Origin of the sequence: Sphaerospermopsis reniformis (genome assembly GCF_005402885.1) — a bacterium.
GTDB lineage: Bacteria > Cyanobacteriota > Cyanobacteriia > Cyanobacteriales > Nostocaceae > Sphaerospermopsis > Sphaerospermopsis kisseleviana.
Genome location: NZ_BJCE01000049.1, coordinates 1 through 20,120 on the forward strand (window position 1 = coordinate 1; position 20,120 = coordinate 20,120).

Sequence of the window (20,120 nt, forward strand, 5' to 3'; positions counted from 1 at the left end):
CGACGAATTACGTTAATGGGTAATTGGTAATGGGTAATTGGTAATTGGTAATGGGAAAAAGAACATTTCCCTAGGTCTAGACCTCAGTGGAATCAGTAGGGTGTCTTTGATAGCACCGTTGAAGGTTCGTTTGTGGACTATTCAAGAATCCCCCGGCTTTTAGCCGTGGGGAGTATCAAGGAAATTTCTATAAATGTTTCTTTTTGGGAACTCTAACTATATATAGCAGTCTGATTTAATTCATGAACACAGCTTCTTTTCAAACCGCACACACAAAACCTGTATTTAGAGTATTAATACTTAACAGAAACTTATATTTCTCGATCACCGTCTTCTGCAATAGTCAAATTTCTTTGGTATTTCGGTTTTTATAATCTTGCTGATGATGTTGGTTTCTACCTGTCCTTCACTCACCTATTATATTCTCAATATTTATCCAGTAATTATGGATGAGCATCCGGCAACTTAAGTAAGTCGGCATGAAAAAAACAAGCTATGTCACAAAATGTAAAATGCCTAAAAACCTCATCCCTCCTGCCTTCTGCCTCCTGCCTTGCCACAACGATAAATTTCAACGCCTACCTACTTAACTTCATTATGAGATCATAGTGGGTATTTTCCAAGATGAGGATTCAATAACACACTTAAATATGATTGTTATTTCCAGAAACACAGAGAATAAAACACTGGGAACTAGGTACAATTAAGAACCAGCAAAGTCCAGGGAGAGGTTAATCATCTCATGACCACAGACAACTGACCATTGACTAAAGAAAAAAATTTTAATATCAAATATTAGCGGCTGAGAATAACCTGGTATTAGAGAATAGTAATCGAAAAATCCCCAATTAAAAACCAAATTATTATCAGTGGTGACAGTATGCAGATTTGCCAAAAATGTGGAATTGAGATATTGATGACTTTACTTTTACAAATGTAACTCAGGAGAAATAACTTTGAAACTACACTACTTATTGCCCGGTACTGTTGGAACAGTTCTTTTACTATCTTCCCCCACCTTAGCCGCCAAATTAGAATCTTGGCGATTTGATAAAAATCTCAACCGCCTAGAAATTAATACTTCTGGTGCTGTACAACCCCAAGCAAAACTAATTTTTAACCCCACACGCTTGGTAATTGATTTACCAAACACTCAATTTGGGCGATCGCAAACCCAAACCATAGGCGGAGCTATTAGAGCAGTACGGATTGGACAGCTTGATCCACAAACAACCCGCCTAGTTATAGAACTCACCCCCGGTTATACCCTCAACCCCCAAGAAGTTAAATTTGTTGGCATCAATCCCCGACGCTGGACAGTACAACTACCCAAGCCAGAAATTGAAGAACTACCGCCCACTGCTAGTAATAACACATATAATTTAGCCACCATCGATTCTCAAAGTTCCCCAACTCAACCGGAATTTTCCACAGCAGCCAATATCACACTAGGAACTACTCAAATTCAGAGAGTACAAACAACAGGAGATGGGTTTTTTATTCGTACCAGTGGCGGTAATCCTCAGATTAAGGCCAATCGTAGCCTTGATCGCACCACCATATTTATGGATATTGCCAACGCTACCCTATCACCAGAACTGACACAAAAAAATTTAGCCATCAATAAGCATGGTGTCAGCCGCATTGAATTTACCCAACTGCGAACCACTCCCAGCAGTGTCCGCATGACATTACGGTTAGACAAAAATAGTCCCGACTGGGAAGTAATAAGCAGTAGTGCTGGCGGCTTGGTTCTATTACCAACTAAAGGAGTTGTTCGCTTACCTCAAAGTATTAGTCCATCAACACCTGTTTCCACCCCTAACAAACCCATAGTTGCTAATAACTCCCCAGCCATTATCGAGTCTGTAGAATTAGCTGGTAATGGCACACAACTACTAATTAGAGCCGATCAAAATTTATCCGCTACTGGTGGCTGGGATAGAAGCTCTGGACTATATCGCATCACCATCGAAAATGCTAAATTAGCTCCCAGAGTCCAAGGACCATCCCTAGAAGCCAATAGCCCTGTCCTGAGAGTCAGGTTGCAACCCCAAGCCCCTAACACTGTAGTTATTTTTGTCCAACCAGCATCAGGAGTCAGAATTGGCGAACTCAACCAAGTCGGTAACGAACTTTTAGCTTTACAATTAGAAAGATATCGTCAAGTTAGACCCCCCATTAGCCTACCCCCCTTACCATCTCCCAACAGCGGGCAATTACCAGATCCAAATATCAAGAATCCCCAGCCACGTCCCCGTCCCTCCGTTCCCAAAGGCAAATTATTAGTGGTGATTGACCCTGGACATGGTGGTAAAGACCCCGGAGCAATTGGTATTGGTGGAACACGAGAGAAAGATATAATTTTACCTATTAGCCTGAGAGTCGCAGAAGTTTTACAGCAAAACGGAGTACAAGTGTTATTAACAAGGGATTCTGATTATTTCGTCAGCCTCCCCGGACGAGTACAAATGGCGGAAAGAGCTAACGCGGATGTATTTGTCAGCATTCACGCCAATTCAGTCGGTCTCAATCGTCCCGAAGTTAGTGGTTTAGAAACTTATTATTATGACAGTGGCTTGGGCTTGGCTCGTGCCGTTCATAATAGAATTCTCCAAAGTGTCAATGTTAGAGACAGGAGAGTGCGAAAAGCTAGATTTTATGTCCTTAGAAAAATTTCTATGCCCTCAATTTTAGTAGAAACAGGTTATCTCACTGGTAGGGAAGATATTGCTAAACTGAGAAATCCAACTTATCAAAATCAAATGGCTGAGGCGATCGCTCAAGGTATTCTTCAGTACCTGAGACAAAGATAAGTAATTTCTAATAATTCAGTAAGTCAGTAGAGACATTCCGGTGGAACGTCTTTCCGGTGGAACTTTTCTACTCAGGAGAATTATCAAATCAAGAATTAAAAGATTCGAGAATTTCACAAAAATATCAAACATAATACTCACAGTCTTACTTCTTCTGCATTCTCTATTCTCCTGTATTCGTTGAGCGTCGCTCGTTAGCTCTAAAATTGATTTGCCTGACGACAACATGGCACAATCAAAAACATAAGCTATAATATTACGCCATTAACTGTGGTGTCTGGCTCCCAGTGCCAAGCGCCAGTGTGGACGGGAAAGGTGTGAGGATTTACAAGGATGTTGAAATATTTACGGATTCCATGAATGCAAATCAGGAGTAAAAACTTTGAAACTACAGTGGTTAATACCCAGCACTGTTAGCACCATCTTCTTGCTATCATCGCCAGCTTCGGCAGCTAGACTAGAATCTTGGCGATTTGATACCAATCAAAACAGACTAGAAATCAACACATCTAGTCCTGTACAACCCCAAGCGCAACTCATTTTTAACCCTACTCGGTTAGTAATAGATTTACCAGGGACTAGCTTGGGTAGTCCCCAATTAACCCAACAAATAGGCGGAGCAGTTCGCGCTATCCGCATTGGACAGTTTGATCAACAAACAACACGGGTAGTTGTAGAACTGAATCCTGGTTATACTATTGACCCCAACCTAGTCAAATTTACACCCTCTACTGGTAGTCGCTGGATTGTACAATTACCAAATCTAGAAGCTGATGTAGTCCCTTTAACTGCTTCTGCCAATCAACCCCCAGGAGAAACACCAACACTCACCCCCAAAAATACTTACAATATGGTGACAACAACTGCTGTCAGCATACCTAACCAAGACATAGCCGCTAACACCAGTGGGGGGATAGTTCAAATTGAACATTTGCGAATTACAGGAGATGGTTTTTTTGTTGATACCAGTGGTGGTAATCCCCCCCCAAATATATTTAAAATTCAAGTTAATCGCAGCGAAGATAACCGCACTATAAATGTTGACATTGCTGGTGCAGCTTTATCACCAAATCTAGAAAAACGAGATTTGTTGATTAATCGCTATGGTGTCAAACGCATCCAACTTACCCAACTACCAAATAAACCACCTGCTGTCCGCATGACTTTACAGGTAGATAGTAACAGCCCCGACTGGCGGGTAACAACCGGCAGTAATGGTGATTTTGTGGTATTACCTGATCGTCTTGCCGATCTGTCTAAAATTAAAGAAAATCAATCCCCTGTACAAAATGTTAGCAATTCCCCAGCCACTATTGAGTCTGTGGAATTAGCGGCTAATGGTACACAATTACTCATTAAAGCCGATCAAACTATATCCGCTACCAGTGCTTGGGATAGAAGTTCTGGTTTATTTCGGATCACTATTCCTAATGCTAAATTAGCTGGTAAGGTAAAAGGACCTGCTTTTGATGCCAATAGTCCTGTGCTGAGGATACGCCTACAACCACAAGCACCCAATAATGTAGTTGTCTTGGTTCAACCTGCATCGGGTATAAAAATCGGCGAACTTAACCAAGTGGGAGAGCAAATAATAGCTTTGCAATTACAAAACTCTCGGCAGCTACAACCGCCTATTACTCTACCTCCTTTACCTAGAAACCAAGGACAACTACCAGACCCAGTTATCGAAAATCCTCAACCACAACCTCAGCCACGCTTCTCAGTTCCCAAAGGGAAAGTTATAGTAGTGATTGACCCCGGACATGGCGGTAAAGATTCGGGCGCTCCTGGTTTGGGCGGTTTGTTAGAGAAGGATGTCATTCTGCCCATTGGTAAGAGAGTGGCGCAAATTTTGCAGCAAAATGGCGTACAAGCTGTAATGACGCGAGATGCTGACTTTTTCGTAGAACTACAAGGAAGGGTAGATATAGCTAATAGGGTAAATGCGAATTTATTTGTGAGTATTCACGCCAATTCAGTTGATAATCGTCCCGATGTCAATGGCTTAGAAGTATATTATTACGATAGTGGTTATGGTCTGGCGGAATCTGTTCGCAAGACTATTCTCCAAGATATTAGTACCATCAAAGATAGAGGCACACGTAAAGCCAGATTCTATGTACTTAGGAAAAATTCTATGCCAGCAATTTTAGTTGAAACAGGTTACATGACTGGTCGTGAGGACAATCCCCGTCTAGGATCTCCAGCATACCAAAATCGCATGGCTGATGCGATCGCTCGTGGTATCCTCAATTACCTAAAGCAACGATGAGGTAATTGGTGATTGGTGATTGGTGATTGGTGACTGGGTAAAATTATTCCCCATTCCCTATTCCCAATCATTAGTAGTCAATAAGCAAATTGTCTGCTAAATTCTGTATTTTAAAATAGCAACATCTAAATCAATATTTGCCTGTGTTTTCATCTTCCATTTTTGAAGGTAATCTTGACAATTTTTCGGAGCAGGAAGCTCAACGCTCTCCCATTGGGGTGTTTGACAGTGGTGTAGGTGGGCTGACGGTACTGCGACAAATCTATAAACAACTTCCCAATGAATCAATTATTTATTTTGGGGATACTGCTCATCTTCCCTACGGTATTCGTTCACAAGCTGAAATTTTACAATATGTGAGGGCAATACTGAACTGGATGCAGCAGCAGCGGGTGAAAATGGTGATTATGGCTTGTAACACTAGTTCTGCTTTAGCCCTAGAAAATGTCCGTCAAGAATTTAATTTTCCCATTATGGGAGTAGTCTTACCAGGTGCAAAAGCAGCAGTACAAATGGGTAAGCGAATTGGTGTCATTGCTACCCCAGCTACGGCTAAAAGCAATGCCTATCGTCAGGCAATGATGGAAATTAAACCTGATGTCCAAGTCTGGCAAGTTAGTTGTCCAGAATTTGTCCCCCTAATTGAGCAAAATCGCATTCACGATCCTTATACTACTGAAGTTGCTAGTGCTTATCTTGAACCTTTACTTAAACAGGAAATTGATACTTTAATTTATGGCTGTACCCATTATCCACTTCTAGCACCTGTATTACGATCGCTCCTCCCTGCTCACGTCAAGTTAGTTGACCCTGCTGTTCATGTTGTTACAGCTTGCGCTCAAAACTTAGACTTATTAAACATCAGGAATAATCACCTACCAATGCCTACTCGCTTTGCTGTCAGCGGTTGTCCTCAACAATTTGCTCAGTCTGGATTACAGTGGTTAGGCTATACCCCTCTCGTAGAAAAGATACACTTGACTGATGCTACTGTCTGATTCATTTACGGTGAACACATCTGAACATTGATCAACAATCCTCGATATGTAACGATTGCATCAGGACAATGCTCATAAGTCGGGCTTGCTGAATAAACTCAAAACCTTAATAAATCAAGGGTTTCAGGTGGAAAATCAGGAAATCAGTGCAGGATTTTTCAGGGGTATACTCCTAAAAGCGTGCATTTTCCGGGTGAAATTTCAAAGAATTGGTTACTAACAGATCATCCAAACTCTTGCCTATTCCCTATTCCCTATTCCCTGCCTTAACGAAGAGACTTTTTCAGCAAACCCTAAGTCATTAATCATTAGTCATTTAATTTTAGATTTTAGATTTGTGTTAGCGAAGCCCAGGCATCGCTTATATTATATTATTTTAGATTAATTGTTTTGTATTTCTTCTTTTTATAACCAGCTTGCTTGTGAATTAGGAATACCAAACAACTTTCATCCAAAATCCAAAATCCAAAATCTAAAATTTCATTGACTATTGACTACCTGCTATATAAAACCTAGACAAAGCTAGACTTTACTTTCTACTTCAACGGGAGCATGGGAGCAGTTATCCCTCAGTAGACTTGCACGCCTTAGCCAGACGCGATATTTCTCAAGTTAAGATTTACAAGAAAGAGTACCGCTATCATTGCTTGGTTTTCGCGTTGGCAATAGTCTTAATTCAATACTTGATATCGTAGGATTATATATCAAGTGGGCGATTTTCTTAACTCACTTATGTCAATGCTTGTCAACATAAGTATAGTTTTGTCTATCAAATAGTCAGCTTAGGACTACCTCTTTCCTGCTGGTGTTGCTCCTGAATAACCGCAGTCCCACTTTTAATAACACTATTTCTACCTGTTCGCTTTGCTAGTGCTAATAATAAGTAGACTGTAAATAAATATCCAGCAGCTAAAATAAAGATCATCATAGGCATATTTCCATAAATCATTGTTCTACCAACTCAACTTTCAAAGGACTATAAAATTGCATACACAAATAGTAGAACTTCAGCAAATCAAGCACATCCTTGATTGCTGTAGTAGGCTATGCAAAGCCGACCAGTAGAGTTTTACTTCTCTCTGGTTAAACAATTTATTATTTGATTAAGCTTTTCACATACCACACATCGAACAGCAGTTAATTTGCTACATAGCAACTTAAAACTGCGCTCCTCAGCAGTCTACCTAGTCTGCCTTATTCATCCTCACACCAATCAAGTAAGAGCTACACTTATGATCAACGTTAGCTGAGGATGTGTAGTAGCTTTCTTAAGAGAAAGCATATCATCTAACTCAATAGGATTGCTGCCGCACAGCAAATCGTTAGGAATCATTTCCTTCATTCTGTCGGCGACTTGTTATTTTAGACTCACAAATCCAATGAGTAAAATCACCTATTGATGATTAACTGTTTTTTGGCAGTGAATATCTGAAAAATTTAAAATTCCTACACACTAGCGTAACACAACAGACCTGGATTTTCAGCTACCTTCTGGACTAAATTTCAAATTTTCTCAATGTTGACAGACAAGTTTTGCTGAATTTTCCTATCAAGGATAATTATAGTATGATTTTTGACAATTAAAATATGTAAAAAATGCGTTTTACTGAATATTGCTTCATTCTCCTGTTTTCGCATCTTCCTTGACTCCTGGGCTTTTTTCCAAGATATAAGAGAAGCTACTTGTGCTGATCCGAAAAGTATGGTTTGGGATTCCTGGATGAAAACTTGGCGCTGGATATGGTTTATCTTAAAATGAGTAAAGGATATGTAAACTTTCGTAACCAAAGTCAGAGTCCGCCCATCCATGACCCCAGCCACCTCCCTGTTTACCCCTGTGGAAGCAGACCTGCAAATACTAGCAGATAACCTCACACAGCTAGTTGGAAACCGCCACCCCATCCTCTATGCAGCAGCCGAACATCTATTCGGTGCTGGGGGCAAGCGCATTAGGCCAGCCATTGTGCTGCTGATATCGCGGGCAACCATGCTAGAACAAGACATTACGCCTCGTCATCGACGATTAGCAGAGATTACGGAAATGATCCACACAGCCAGCTTGGTACATGATGATGTAGTGGATGAGTCAAATGTACGCCGTGGCGTTCCTACGGTTCATAGCTTGTTTGGCAATCGTATTGCCGTACTGGCAGGAGATTTCCTCTTTGCTCAATCTTCCTGGTATTTGGCAAATCTGGATAATTTGGATGTAGTTAAACTGCTTTCAGAAGTAATCATGGATTTGGCCGCTGGGGAGATTCAACAAGGGCTAAATCGTTTTGATACTAATCTTTCTACGGAAACTTACCTGAAAAAGAGCTATTACAAAACAGCCTCATTAATTGCTAACAGTTCTAAAGCTGCGGGAATATTGAGTAACGTTTCCCCAGAGACTGCTGAAAACTTGTATAACTACGGTAAGCATCTGGGTTTAGCCTTCCAAATAGTAGATGATATTCTAGATTTCACTGGTTCAACAGATACTTTGGGTAAACCAGCGGCATCGGATCTTAAAAGTGGTAATCTAACTGCACCAGTGTTATTTGCTCTAGAAGAACAACCTTGCCTGGAAGCGCTAATTGACAGAGAGTTTGCCCAAGAAGGGGATTTAGAGCAGGCACTGAAGCTGATTGCTGATAGCCAAGGCATACAACGGGCCAGAGAATTAGCCGCTCATCATGCCAAGGTATCATCTGAACATATTGCCATCTTAGAACCCTCAGAATCACGGCAAGCATTAATCAGCATGACTGATTATGTATTAAGTCGGCTTTATTAGGCATTTTGGATTTGAGATTTTAGATTTTAGATTCTATCCAAAATCCAAAATCCAAAATCCAAAATTGATTCAGGCGATATCTGGAGGTACTTGCTGACTAAGTATGTGTTCTTGCAGTTTCTGTTCAATCATCTTTTGCAGGTCAGTGCGCTCGACTTCCATAGCGTTGCTGGTTGTTCCAGGAGTCTCAAAAAAAACTATACTATCTACTGGTTCTAATGCCACCAGTTGAAACAAAATATGAATTACAGGCATGGGTTTAGCCACTGCTTGAGGGCTGGTCCCAACAGATGAAACCAGGGAAACATCCTGTAATCTAGGAAAGGCGTAAACTACCCGCTTTTCCCCTATTGTTCCTTTTGGGGCTGCATTAGCCTTGTGCTTCAATGTAGTTAAAACCCAGCGTTCCTGCAAATTTTGGAGAATATAGTATTGAGAGTGTTGTAAATTTTGAGCGATCGCTCTCAAAACAGGCGCAATATTAGCCACAAGTTGTGGTGTCACACCATCTTGGGGTGCATTATCAATTAACAGTTGAATTTGTGCTTCTAAATTTTTCATGGCTTATAAATGGTTCCTGATTAATGTCCAAAATTATGAATGCGAGGGACTGGGTTATTAACTGCTCCCCTGCCTCCTTCTTTGTCACCTGTCACTTGTCATCTGACAACCAATAACTGGTAGCTTATAAATAACATCTATCAAGCTAACAGCCACGGCCTTACAGGTTGTGTTTAAGTATGTTAGGTTATTTTTAAAATTCCGACTATGAATTGGCCCGCAACCGCAACTACTCAGGGAGATAAGTCTATCGGCGTAGAGGTTATCTTTCAATTTCTCTTGAAGGAACTACAGCAGTCAACAAAGGCGGCAGAAAAGAATTGTCGAGATGTAGCATTGCGAATTTCGGGCGAAGTCCTGCGGATTTGTAATGAAAGTAAACGCATTCAGGCTTCTGGAGAAATAGAAAGCTCTGCAATGACCCTCGCCCGATATCGGCTACAACAATGTCTCCGCTATTATCAGCTAGGTTCTAATCGGGGTAGGGTAGAATTACACAGCACTTTGAGCGCCATCATTTATCGCTATATTAATCCTCCTCAAAAGCAACTAAGCTATCAGGGGCGGTTGACTATCATAGAAGATTTTCTTCAAAGTTTTTATTTGGAGGCTTTGAATGCTTTCCGTAGGGAAAATCAACAACCATCTACCTATCGTCCCCAAACCCTACTAGAATTAGCCGAATATATGGCATTTACCGAAAGGTATGCTAAACGCCGCATTCCCTTACCAGGCAGACAACAACAGTTAATTATTCTGCGAGCGCAAACCTTCTCACAACAGCAGCCTCCAGAGACGAGCGTGGATATTGAACAAGCTGCTGAAGGCAGTAGTGGCGAAACTGATGGTTCTTGGGAAGAACCAGCCATACAACAATTGCGTGCTGCTATGGCCATGCAAACTGAACCAGAACCAGATGAAGATACTTTGCGCTCCGTGGTGATTACGGAATTGATGAATTATTTAGAACAACGACAACAATCAGACTGTGCTGATTATTTCTCTCTCCGTCTCAAGGATTTATCAGCACAAGAGATCGAGTCAATTTTAGGTTTAACCCCACGTCAGCGTGACTACTTGCAGCAACGTTTTAAGTATCATTTAATTAGGTTTTCTCTCTTGCATCGTTGGGAATTGGTGCATGAATGGTTAGATGTGTCTTTACCTACTAATTTAGGTTTAACACCCCACCAATGGCAACTGTACACAGGCAAATTAGATGATCAAGATCGGTCTTTATTAGATTTGAAGCAACAAGGAGAATCTGACGAAACCATTGCCAAAGCTTTAGGATTATCAATGGCACAACTAGAAAAACGGTGGTTTAAGATTTTGGAACAAGCCTGGGAAATTCGTAACTCAATTGTGTCCGGATCTAGTGCATCTACTCATGAATAGTGACTCACAACCCTTACAATACCAGTGGCGCGATTGGTTGTTGGCAGATAATGTCAAACCGGCGAGCATCCCTGGGTAGAGTGTGAGAAAATTGATGGGGTAGAAGACCCTCTTCTGGCAGCATCTACATCATCAAGTAGTCAGCCAGATCAAAGAGGAAAATCCCAAACCTTTGAACTAGGAGAAGTTCCTACTGTGCAAGAACGTTTCCAAGCAGTCCTTAAACGTCGGCTACAAGTCGAAATCCAAAACCACCCACCTTTATTCCCTTGGGAAAGTCAATTAGTAGAATATCCAGAATTTGTGGAAGAGCCAGCGATTGCTTTAGTTCCTGCCTGGGGGTGGTTGGCACAGCAATCTAAGCTCAATCTGCCAGTTTCTCTGCCAGATACAATTTTTCAGCAATTGATGGACAAGTGTCAGTTGTTGCTAACTTCCTCCCTGCCATTGGGTCCTAAGTTGGTTCAAGCGGTAGAGAGCTTGTTCCCAGAAGATTATCAGTTAATTAATGATTTAGCTGGGTTGGTACTGAGAACTTCTTATCGTTCTGTAGATGCTCTGGAGACAATACCCAACATTGAGAAGGATTACTCAGATTTACAACCGCGTCAACAAATGGCGTTGTCGTTAATGGCAGCTAAACAACTGCTGGAAAATCTGACTCTGCCTGTTTCTTTAGCCAATCCGGTGATAGAACAACAATGGCAAACTAATGCTGGTACTCTGATTATCAGAGTAGAATTACAGTTGCTGGGTCAGGTAATGAAGTTATGTGTTCATAGTGAATTACCCACTATCGGCGTGTTGAAGCTTGAAGGAAATGGTACTCAAGCAGTTGCTTCATCTGGGAATGCAAATAAAGCCAGTTTAGAATTAGACTGTCTACCTACTAACCAAACTTATACTTTAGTAGTTGAATTTCCAGAAATAGAACAACAGCCCTTGTTGTTGGCAATTAATCTGACTATTTAATTGCAATTAACACTGCTGATACTCTCCATTGATAAACGCCGATAAAAAAATGATGATCCTGGTTTTCCAACTTACTCATCTTGGCAAAAAACAATAATTAGGTCTTTGATAGTAGGTAACTATGAGCAGGACACTTGGAAAAAATGCGTAGCTTCCCTTAGATGTCCCCAGGGCTTCTAAAGCTACGATATGGTGAGGCTAAAATTGAAGACAAGGTAATCAGTTTTTGCCCCTCATTAACATTGTGTCCTTAGCGTCTACATCATAGTTCTACTTACCTCAAAATGTTAAATTTATCCAGGATAAATCGGTTTTGGCGCGTACCCGTAGGTAATGGGCGACAAAGTAAACAGAGGTCTTCTTTAGCAGAAGTGGAAGATTCTATCGCCTTGCGGGTGCTGGTGCTAGGACTGGTAGTTTTAGGAATAGTGGCGACGGATATTGCATCGGAGACTACCTTTAGTCTTTGGGCAGTACCTCTAAGTACAGTGGGTACAATTTGGAGTTATTACCGTCGCCACAATGCTAACATTCCAGTTAAGTTTTGCATTGCTACAGGAATGTTAATCAGTTGAATGATACAAGATTAAATCTGGCTCATTACAGCTTTTTTTGGGTGGTTAGGTTGGGTACAGTGGAAAAAATGGCTGAATCGTAAGTGGTTGAAGAAGTTACCGCCTATGGAAAGGCTGTATCAACAAATGTTGCAAATGTGGGCTTGTTGGAGAGCGATAAGCTGTTGTGCATTTAATTTGTATAAATGATACAGGCAAGATGCTTGTGCCACAAGAGTTCAGAAATTTATGATTATACAATTTAGCTGCATCACAGCTTAACGAACCGCTGCTGCAAGCAGTTCGCTTACTAGGGAATATAAAGTTTTGTAAAGAATGGAAATTTTTGCGTAAAACTTTCAGACAGGGGAAGATACGAGAATAGATATATTCACGGGAGAGTGCGGAGTGCGAGATGACAAATGATTTTCTAGGAAGAGACGACGACGCGCTCAACCAAGAACTACAACAGCTAGTTAATGAAGCCAAGCGATATCTGGCTGACAGTAAAAGTCCCACGGACAGAGCAAAAAGACGCATAGCTTTAAATAAGCTGATTAATGCTATTCGCGGTTCTGGGAAATTGAGCAAGCAAGTTCAGTGGTGGGAATCACCAAACTATGAAGATTATTATCATGAAGCATTACAACTTACATTCATAGAAATTTGTCAAAAAATTGAACAATATAATCCTCAATATCCAGTGATGACATGGGTAAATATAATTTTTTCCCGGCGAATTTCTGATGTGGGTAAAAAAGACCAAAAAAGAGGGATGACTCAACTTCCTAAGCATCAAAAAGTGACTCAAGTGCTGTCTTTAGATGAAATCAACAAAGATTTCCCAGTAGATAATGAAATATCTGAGCAACAACAGTTAAAGGAAATTATTGAGAATGATCCAGAGAATGTTTTAAAAAATGACTGTATTAAGGATCATCCCCAAGCTAATTTGCAAGCTATTCTGCTGTTGGTTTTAAATGGTAAGCAATGGCAAGAAATTTCTGAGGAATTAGAAGTACCACTTTCGACAGCTTCTAGTTTTTACCAGCGGCGGATGCGTAAAATTATTACTTATTTAAAGAAATATATATAGAAACTGCATTAACTGACTATAAAAATTTTGGAGATTGCCTCATGAATAGCATTACAGAACAACTAACTTTTAGCGTATCTCTCTCTACAGAAGCTCATGGAATAGCTCAAGAATATAGCCAAAGTATTTCTAATCCTGATCAGCGGCAACAAGTTTATCTGAATACTTTAGCTGTGTATGCTGTAGATAATTATCTCCAGTGTATGGGATTTGAAACTGATTGCCAAGGAAGTGATAGTCATGACTTTTTAGTAATTCAATTGATGAATGTAGCTGATTTAAAAGTAAAAAATTTAGGTAAATTAGAATGTCGTCCAGTTTTACCAAAAGCAGAAGTATGTGACATTCCGCCGGAGGTTTGGGAGGATAGAGTGGGTTATGTGGCTGTGCAGTTCAATTCTGATTTAAAAGAGGCGAAAATTTTAGGTTTTACACCTCAAGCTGAAGCGGAAGTTCCTCTGAATCAGTTGCAATCTTTGGAGAATTTTTTACTTTATCTGAGTGAATTAGAAATAGATAAATCTCCACAATATGAAGATTTATCTATTCTGGTAAAAATTGGACAATGGTTAGATGGATTTGTAGATGCAAGTTGGCAAACTATTGAGAATTTATTAAATCCGCAACAATTAGGATTAGCTTTTAAGAGTGCTGTGAGTATGACGCGGGGACAAAAAATTGATTTGGGAATGCACCTTGAGCAAATTTCTGTGGCATTAGTAGTAAAAATTGCTGCTGGTTCTGGTCTAGAAGTAGATATTTTAACTCAAGTATATCCGGTGGGAAATCATCTGTTACCTGAAGGAGTAAAATTAAATATTATTGATAATTTGGGAGAAAATGTTTTAGAGGTTATATCAAGAGATGAAGATAACTGGATTCAATTGGAGTTTAGTGCAGAGTTGGGAGAAAAGTTTCAGATTATGGTGGCTTATGGGGAGTCGCAGCAAACTAAAATGTTTGAGGTTTAAGAAAATACTGTCTCAGTAAACTGTTGGACATTTAACTTGCATATTCCTGACAACTAAAACTCTTGCCTATTCCCTATTCCCTATTCCCTATTCCCTGCCTTAACGAAGAGACTTTTTCAGCAAACCCTAACTACGAATTTTCTCAAGTTCTATAATAATTAGCTGTATTTGCTGATATCTTTTATATTCCTTGTTTTCTTGCAGTTTAATAGCTAATGTTTTGAACTTCTGGATTGCTGTCTGCACATCTCCTTTATTCAAAGCTGTATAGGCTTGATTATTTAATTCTTCAATGGAATCAGGAGAAACAGTTGAAGAATTTACAGGATATTGTAGTTCTGGATCTCGTAAATCCACTATTCTATTCAAAGAGTTTATTTCAGCCTGTAACTTATCAATAATCTTTAACAACTGTGTTACTTCTGGAAATTTCTTTGCTTTTAAAGAAGCTAAACTTTTTTGTAAATAAAGCGTGTTTGCTATTTGGAAATCTGCTATTTTCTGTTCGTTCTCTTCTTGTATTAATCCGCGCTGATGATAAGCTACTGCATATTGGGGATTGATTGTAATTGCTTGAGTAAAATCTGCAATAGCTTTCTGTTTATACTCTTGAATTTTATCTTTTACTTCTACTGGACAAATAATTATATAATCATCCTTTTTCCTACAACCCGGTACAGTTCCATCAGGATTTAAAGGCTTTCCTTGGGCATATCTAGCATAAATTAAACCCCGTTGATAATATGCTTCTGCATTTTGCTGATTATGATTAATAGCTTGTGTAAAATCTAATATTGCCCCTTGATAATCTTGTTGATTTACCTTGATTTTACCTTCTAAAAGCCAGTTTTTTGATATTTGTATTGATTGAGTTTGAGAAGCTGCAACTTGATAAAAATTCCCTCCAATAATCATTAGGGAAGTGATTGTTAAACTTAGACAGGTAAAGGGTAATTTTAAGGTAGACATAAGGGGATTGGTAATTGGTGGTTGGTGATTGGTAATTGGTAATAAAATCCTATTTTAATCCTGTTCATCCTTAAATCCTGGAAATCCTGATTCTGAAAAACTTAATGATTATTTTCGCATAATTTACCCTCATCTTTAACTAAACTAACATTTTCTTGTAAATATTCATGCAACCATTCACAACTACGTTTTTGTAAACCATGAATATCCAAATCCCACAAAGTGATATGATTACTAATATCCACAGAATTTATCATCTTTCCATCTGCACTAAAATTAACTTCTAAAAGATCATTTTTACTTCCTTGCAGACTATAAATTAATTCTCCCTGCAAATTCCAAAAACTGATTTTATTCTCACTGGCTGAAACTAGAATTTTACTATCAGGACTAAAATCTACACTATAAACACTTTGATGATGTTGTAAAGTATGTAATAATTTACCACTCTTGCTATCCCAAAGTTTCACTGTTTTGTCAGCACTTGCAGTCGCAATCATTTTTCCATTAGGACTAAAAATTACAGATGTAATATTATCCTCATGTCCAGAAAGAGTTTGCAGTAATTTTCCTGCTAAATTCCACAGTTTTACTGTTTTATCTCCAGCAGTAGCTAAAATCTGACCATCTCTACTAAAGTTAATATTTGTAGGTAATTTATCATTTATCTGCCAACTTGTTAATAAATTTCCTTGTAAGTCCCAAATTTTAACTTGTTTATCAACCCTGCTAATAGTTGCAATTTTGTTACCATCTGGACTCAAACTGATATCTTGAATTGGCTTAAATATACTCTTCAATATACTATTATCCTGTGAATGTCCCTGCCAACTATTGATAAGTTTACCATCAAGATTCCAAACTTTGATTTGATTATCAACGCCCATAGTGATAATATTTTTTCCAGTGGGATGAAACAATACTTTGATAATTTCTCCCTCATGGGCATAAAAACTTTTTAGCAAACTGCCATCACGCTGTCGTAAGCTGATAATTCCCTGTTTATTACTTACTGCAATAGTATTTTTATCAGGACTGAAACTCACACTATTACCAGAAAAACTCGGTAAAATACCTTGCAAATGCCAAAGTTTAATTGTGCCGTCAGCACTTGCAGAAACTATGGTTTTGCCATCAGGAGTAAAACTGGCTTCTGATGCTTTACCTCCATGTCCTAAAAAGGTGTAAATTGGAAATTGGGGATGAGATTTTAAATCTTTTTTTAATTTTAAATCATTGGGTATCATCCAAACTTTAACTGTATCATCAGCACTAGCAGAAACTATGGTTTTGCTATCTGGACTAAAATTCACATCTAAAACTTCATTATTATGACCTGTAAAAGTATGCAGTAATTTTCCATTTACATCCCAAAGTTTCACAGTTTTATCTTTACTAGCAGAGGCTAAAGTATTACCATCGGGACTAAATTTGACTGTAAAAACTTCATCAGTATGACCTGATAATATTTTTACTGGTAAATTTTTTAATTCCTGACCTTCAAGATGCCAAAGTTTAACGGTTTTATCAGCACTTGCAGTAGCAATAGTTTTTCCATCAGGACTGAAATTTATACCCCATATTTTTTGCTGGTGGGCGATAATTGTTTTCATCAGTTGTCCATTTAATGTCCACAGTTTTATTTTTCCTTTACTGTTAGCAGTTGCTAAAATTTTACTATCTGGACTGAGAGATATTGCCAATAATTTATCTTGTTCTATTAACCTAAAATTAGGTTGATTTGTAAATAATTTTGTGCTATAATCATAACGCCAAAAACTAATAGTGTTATCAAAACTAGCAGCAATCAAAAATTGATGATCTGGACTAAAAATAACACTAAAAACTCTATCTTTATGACCTGATAAAGTTTGCTGTAACTTCCCATCTCGTCGCCAAATTTTGATGGTATTATCTTCACTACCTGAAGCTAAAAGCTGACCATCTGGGCTAAATTTAACAGTGGAAATCTCACCTTTATGTCCTTGTAAACGATTGTATTCTCGAATTTGGTTGATATTTTCTAAAGTAGCCGCAGACAAACTTAACTGAGTTTGAGAATTTAAGAAGTTTAAGAAATTTAACTGCTGTAAATTTTTGATAACTTTCAGTGTGGGGATAAAAGCTTCAACTTCATTCCCAGATTTTAACAATACTTGTGCAGATAAATTCAAGGCTTTTAATTCATTAATTTGGGATTTTTGCCTTTGCCATAAAGCTACACCAGCTAATAGTAATACTCCTAATAACCCACCACTTAAAGCAATAATAATTCGGTTTTTAGCCGCATTCTGAGCTTGACTTTCTTTCTTTTGTAGTTCTAAACTTTGAATAATAAAATTTTGCTCATTGGCACTAATTTGATTTTCCCGTTGTCTTAACCATTCCTGGGCATCAATTAAAGATTTACCCCGCAATAATCCTCCTGTATCTTGTTGATGATTTTCCCATTGTCGCATTATTGTTCTTAACTGTTCTTGCCATCGGCGAAAATCTCCATCTGTTTGCATCCATTGTTTTAATCTGCGCCAATTACGAATTAATGCCTCATGAATAATTTCTACGGTTTCAATTTTTGTTAGTTTATTAATGTCTGTAACTACTAATCTGGCATTTGCTAATTGTGTAACTAAATTCCAGTTTTCTGCCCCCACTTCCCCACGAGTAGCTAAACGCCGGATATCTGTGTTATATTCTCCTAGCTGCACTAATTGAATAAATATTTGTTGTACTTTTTGTTTATCGGTTGCACTTAATTGGGCATAAATTGACTCAGCATGATTCGCCAGTGCAGTTTCGATAGTGCCAATTTCCGTGTATGCTTGATGAGTTAGCCATCCTTGCTGTTGCCGTTGCCACAACTGAGTTAAAGTAAATTCCAGTAAGGGTAAATGGCTAGGAGAATTAAGCACCACATCAATGAGACGTTGAGTTAATCCTGGTTCTAATTGTACATTGAGACTAAGAGCAGGTTGTGAAATAGCACTTTCTAATTCTAAGGCATTCATGGGACCTAAATTCACCTGAGCATCTTGCAAAGCATTACTCAAAGGACGGTAAGATAAAACTTCACCAAAAAAGTCTGCTCGTAGGGTTAACACTAAGGTAAAACCAGGAATACTATTAACTGCATTTAAAAGATTATCTAAAAATATTTTCCGTTCTCCGGTATCCTGACAAAGAGTATAAAGTTCTTCAAATTGGTCAGCAATTAAGATAATATATGATTTGGGTGAAATACTAATCAGCGATTCTAGGAAATTAGATAAAGTGCTATGACTTTGTTTTAACTGTACTTCTATTTCTAATTCTTGCAATCTGGAATTAGGAGAAATATCTTTTTTAGTGCCTAACTCTCGATGAAGTGCGATCGCTAATGATTCTAACGGATTATTCCCCGGACGAAAAGACACAATTTGCCAATGTTGACTTTTATCACGTTTTAATTGGGGAATTAACCCGGCAAATACCACCGAAGATTTACCACTTCCCGAAGCCCCAACCACTGCTACCAAATGCTTTGTTTTCACTGCTGTAACTAATTGTTGGGTAACAGTTTCTCGCCCATAAAAATAGACTGTATCTTGTTCTTGAAAAGCCGCCAAACCCCTGTAAGGACAACTAACTACAGCCCCCATACTCTGCCAAGTCGGAGGCGTTGCTAACAAATTTTGGACAATTACAGGCAACCAACTAGCACAAGGATATTCTGTTTCTAAACCTTGTAATTTTTTGCGGGCAATATTCACAGATTGATAGAAAGATTTTCTACTGGTAAACTGTTGAATAAAGTCTTTTAAAAATTGATGAGCTACTTTATCTGGTACAGGTTCACGCATCACAATTATTTGGGGAATATGCAAACTTTCTAATTCAGTAGCAATTCCTAAACCATCACAGGAGTTAAAAAAAGCTAATTGTAACCCTTTACTGACGGCGGTTTGTAGTGCATAGCGCAACTTATCCATTGTTAAACTATCGGTGCGGTTGAGAAATATTCTGCCTTTTGTTGACTCTGTACGACTATGGCCAGAAAAGAAAATCAGATCCCAACCGGTATCATCCCAAAGATATTTATTCAGTTCTGAAGGTGAAGGTTCAACTAAAACAATGATTTCCGCTGCTTGACAATATTGTTGCAGTAGTTTTTCATCTTCAGCAACATTAATTCCTTCACTATTACCCAGAATAATTAAAATGCGGATATGGGAACGGGTACTTTTTTTAAACCGTTGGGAAGAAAGGGAACTAAAAGCCACTTCTGCATGAGGATAATAATTAAATAAATCCCATAAATGCCAAGGTAATTTTCGCAGTTGAGTTTCATGAGTACGAATAATTATTCGCACTTCATCAGTAGCATTTAATTGTGTTAAACATAATTCTTTTATCTGGCGAAATGACTCAGCTTGTAACCAAGTAATAAATTGTTGTTTGAGAATGTTTGTATGAGTGTGACATTCTGTTTTCAGAGATTGATATTTGACATTAGTAATTTGGTCTTTTTTAGGTTTAATGCGGTATCCATCCAGACTGCGATAACTATTAGACCAATCTTGATAAATATGAGGTAGGGTGGGAAGAGGAGGTAATGTTAATGTATTGTCACTTAGTTCAATATCGGGAAGCGCATCATCTTCACCAATTTCTAAACGAACGCGAAAGCCGTCATGGAAATTACCATCCAGCTTGAGGATAACTAATTTGTTCATAATCTTACCACTCTTCTCCCTG

At 38.7% G+C, this 20,120-nt stretch carries 11 protein-coding genes and 2 pseudogenes; 9 read left to right on the top strand and 4 right to left on the bottom strand.

Translation table 11 applies throughout. The annotated features are described in order from the left end of the window. Positions 1-956: 956 nt before the first annotated feature. From FFR48_RS09430 to murI, 3 genes are all read left to right on the top strand, one after another. Positions 957-2,816, top strand: a complete 1,860-nt coding sequence (locus tag FFR48_RS09430; protein ID WP_137667179.1) for an N-acetylmuramoyl-L-alanine amidase — start codon at positions 957-959, stop codon at positions 2,814-2,816. Positions 2,817-3,198: 382 nt separating this feature from the next. After that, on the top strand, positions 3,199-5,088 hold the full coding sequence (locus FFR48_RS09435) for an N-acetylmuramoyl-L-alanine amidase (RefSeq protein WP_137667180.1): 1,890 nt from the start codon (positions 3,199-3,201) through the stop codon (positions 5,086-5,088). Positions 5,089-5,231: 143 nt separating this feature from the next. Next, positions 5,232-6,086 carry a glutamate racemase gene (gene murI, locus FFR48_RS09440; protein WP_137667181.1) on the top strand — a complete coding sequence of 285 codons (855 nt, stop codon included), beginning with the start codon at positions 5,232-5,234 and terminating at the stop codon, positions 6,084-6,086. Between the two features lie 769 nt (positions 6,087-6,855). Here murI and FFR48_RS09445 read toward each other — a convergent pair. After that, positions 6,856-7,035 (bottom strand): hypothetical protein, encoded by a 180-nt coding sequence (locus FFR48_RS09445; protein ID WP_137667182.1) that lies wholly within the window; start codon positions 7,033-7,035, stop codon positions 6,856-6,858. An 858-nt stretch (positions 7,036-7,893) separates the two neighbouring features. Here FFR48_RS09445 and sds point away from each other — a divergent pair. Next, a complete protein-coding gene (gene sds, locus FFR48_RS09450) occupies positions 7,894-8,865 on the top strand; it encodes a solanesyl diphosphate synthase (protein WP_096565828.1) in 972 nt (323 codons plus the stop codon). A 69-nt stretch (positions 8,866-8,934) separates the two neighbouring features. Here the strand turns inward: sds and FFR48_RS09455 are convergent, their stop codons facing one another. Next, complete coding sequence (locus tag FFR48_RS09455) at positions 8,935-9,426, bottom strand: hypothetical protein (RefSeq protein WP_096565830.1); 492 nt, start codon at positions 9,424-9,426, stop codon at positions 8,935-8,937. A gap of 207 nt (positions 9,427-9,633) precedes the next feature. Here FFR48_RS09455 and hetZ point away from each other — a divergent pair, with 207 nt between their 5' ends. The 5 genes and pseudogenes from hetZ (at position 9,634) to FFR48_RS09480 (ending at position 14,417) form a co-directional block, all read left to right on the top strand. Continuing rightward, positions 9,634-10,824, top strand: a complete 1,191-nt coding sequence (gene hetZ / locus FFR48_RS09460; RefSeq protein WP_137667183.1) for a heterocyst differentiation protein HetZ — start codon at positions 9,634-9,636, stop codon at positions 10,822-10,824. Then, a pseudogene (locus FFR48_RS09465) lies at positions 10,817-11,796 on the top strand (PatU). The gene hetZ and the pseudogene FFR48_RS09465 overlap by 8 nt, the downstream one beginning before the upstream one ends. 284 nt (positions 11,797-12,080) lie before the next feature. Beyond that, positions 12,081-12,368, top strand: a pseudogene (locus tag FFR48_RS09470) (transglutaminase); the annotation flags it as partial. Positions 12,369-12,765: 397 nt separating this feature from the next. Beyond that, entirely contained in the window at positions 12,766-13,446 is a 681-nt protein-coding gene (locus FFR48_RS09475) for a sigma-70 RNA polymerase sigma factor region 4 domain-containing protein (RefSeq protein WP_137667184.1), read from the top strand. Between the two features lie 41 nt (positions 13,447-13,487). Then, positions 13,488-14,417, top strand: a complete 930-nt coding sequence (locus FFR48_RS09480) for a DUF1822 family protein (RefSeq protein ID WP_137667185.1) — start codon at positions 13,488-13,490, stop codon at positions 14,415-14,417. 126 nt (positions 14,418-14,543) lie between these two features. Here FFR48_RS09480 and FFR48_RS09485 read toward each other — a convergent pair whose 3' ends face one another. Then, on the bottom strand, positions 14,544-15,386 hold the full coding sequence (locus tag FFR48_RS09485) for a tetratricopeptide repeat protein (protein WP_137667186.1): 843 nt from the start codon (positions 15,384-15,386) through the stop codon (positions 14,544-14,546). A gap of 101 nt (positions 15,387-15,487) precedes the next feature. Then, complete coding sequence (locus FFR48_RS09490) at positions 15,488-20,098, bottom strand: nSTAND1 domain-containing NTPase (protein ID WP_137667187.1); 4,611 nt, start codon at positions 20,096-20,098, stop codon at positions 15,488-15,490. Between the last annotated feature and the right edge of the window lie 22 nt (positions 20,099-20,120).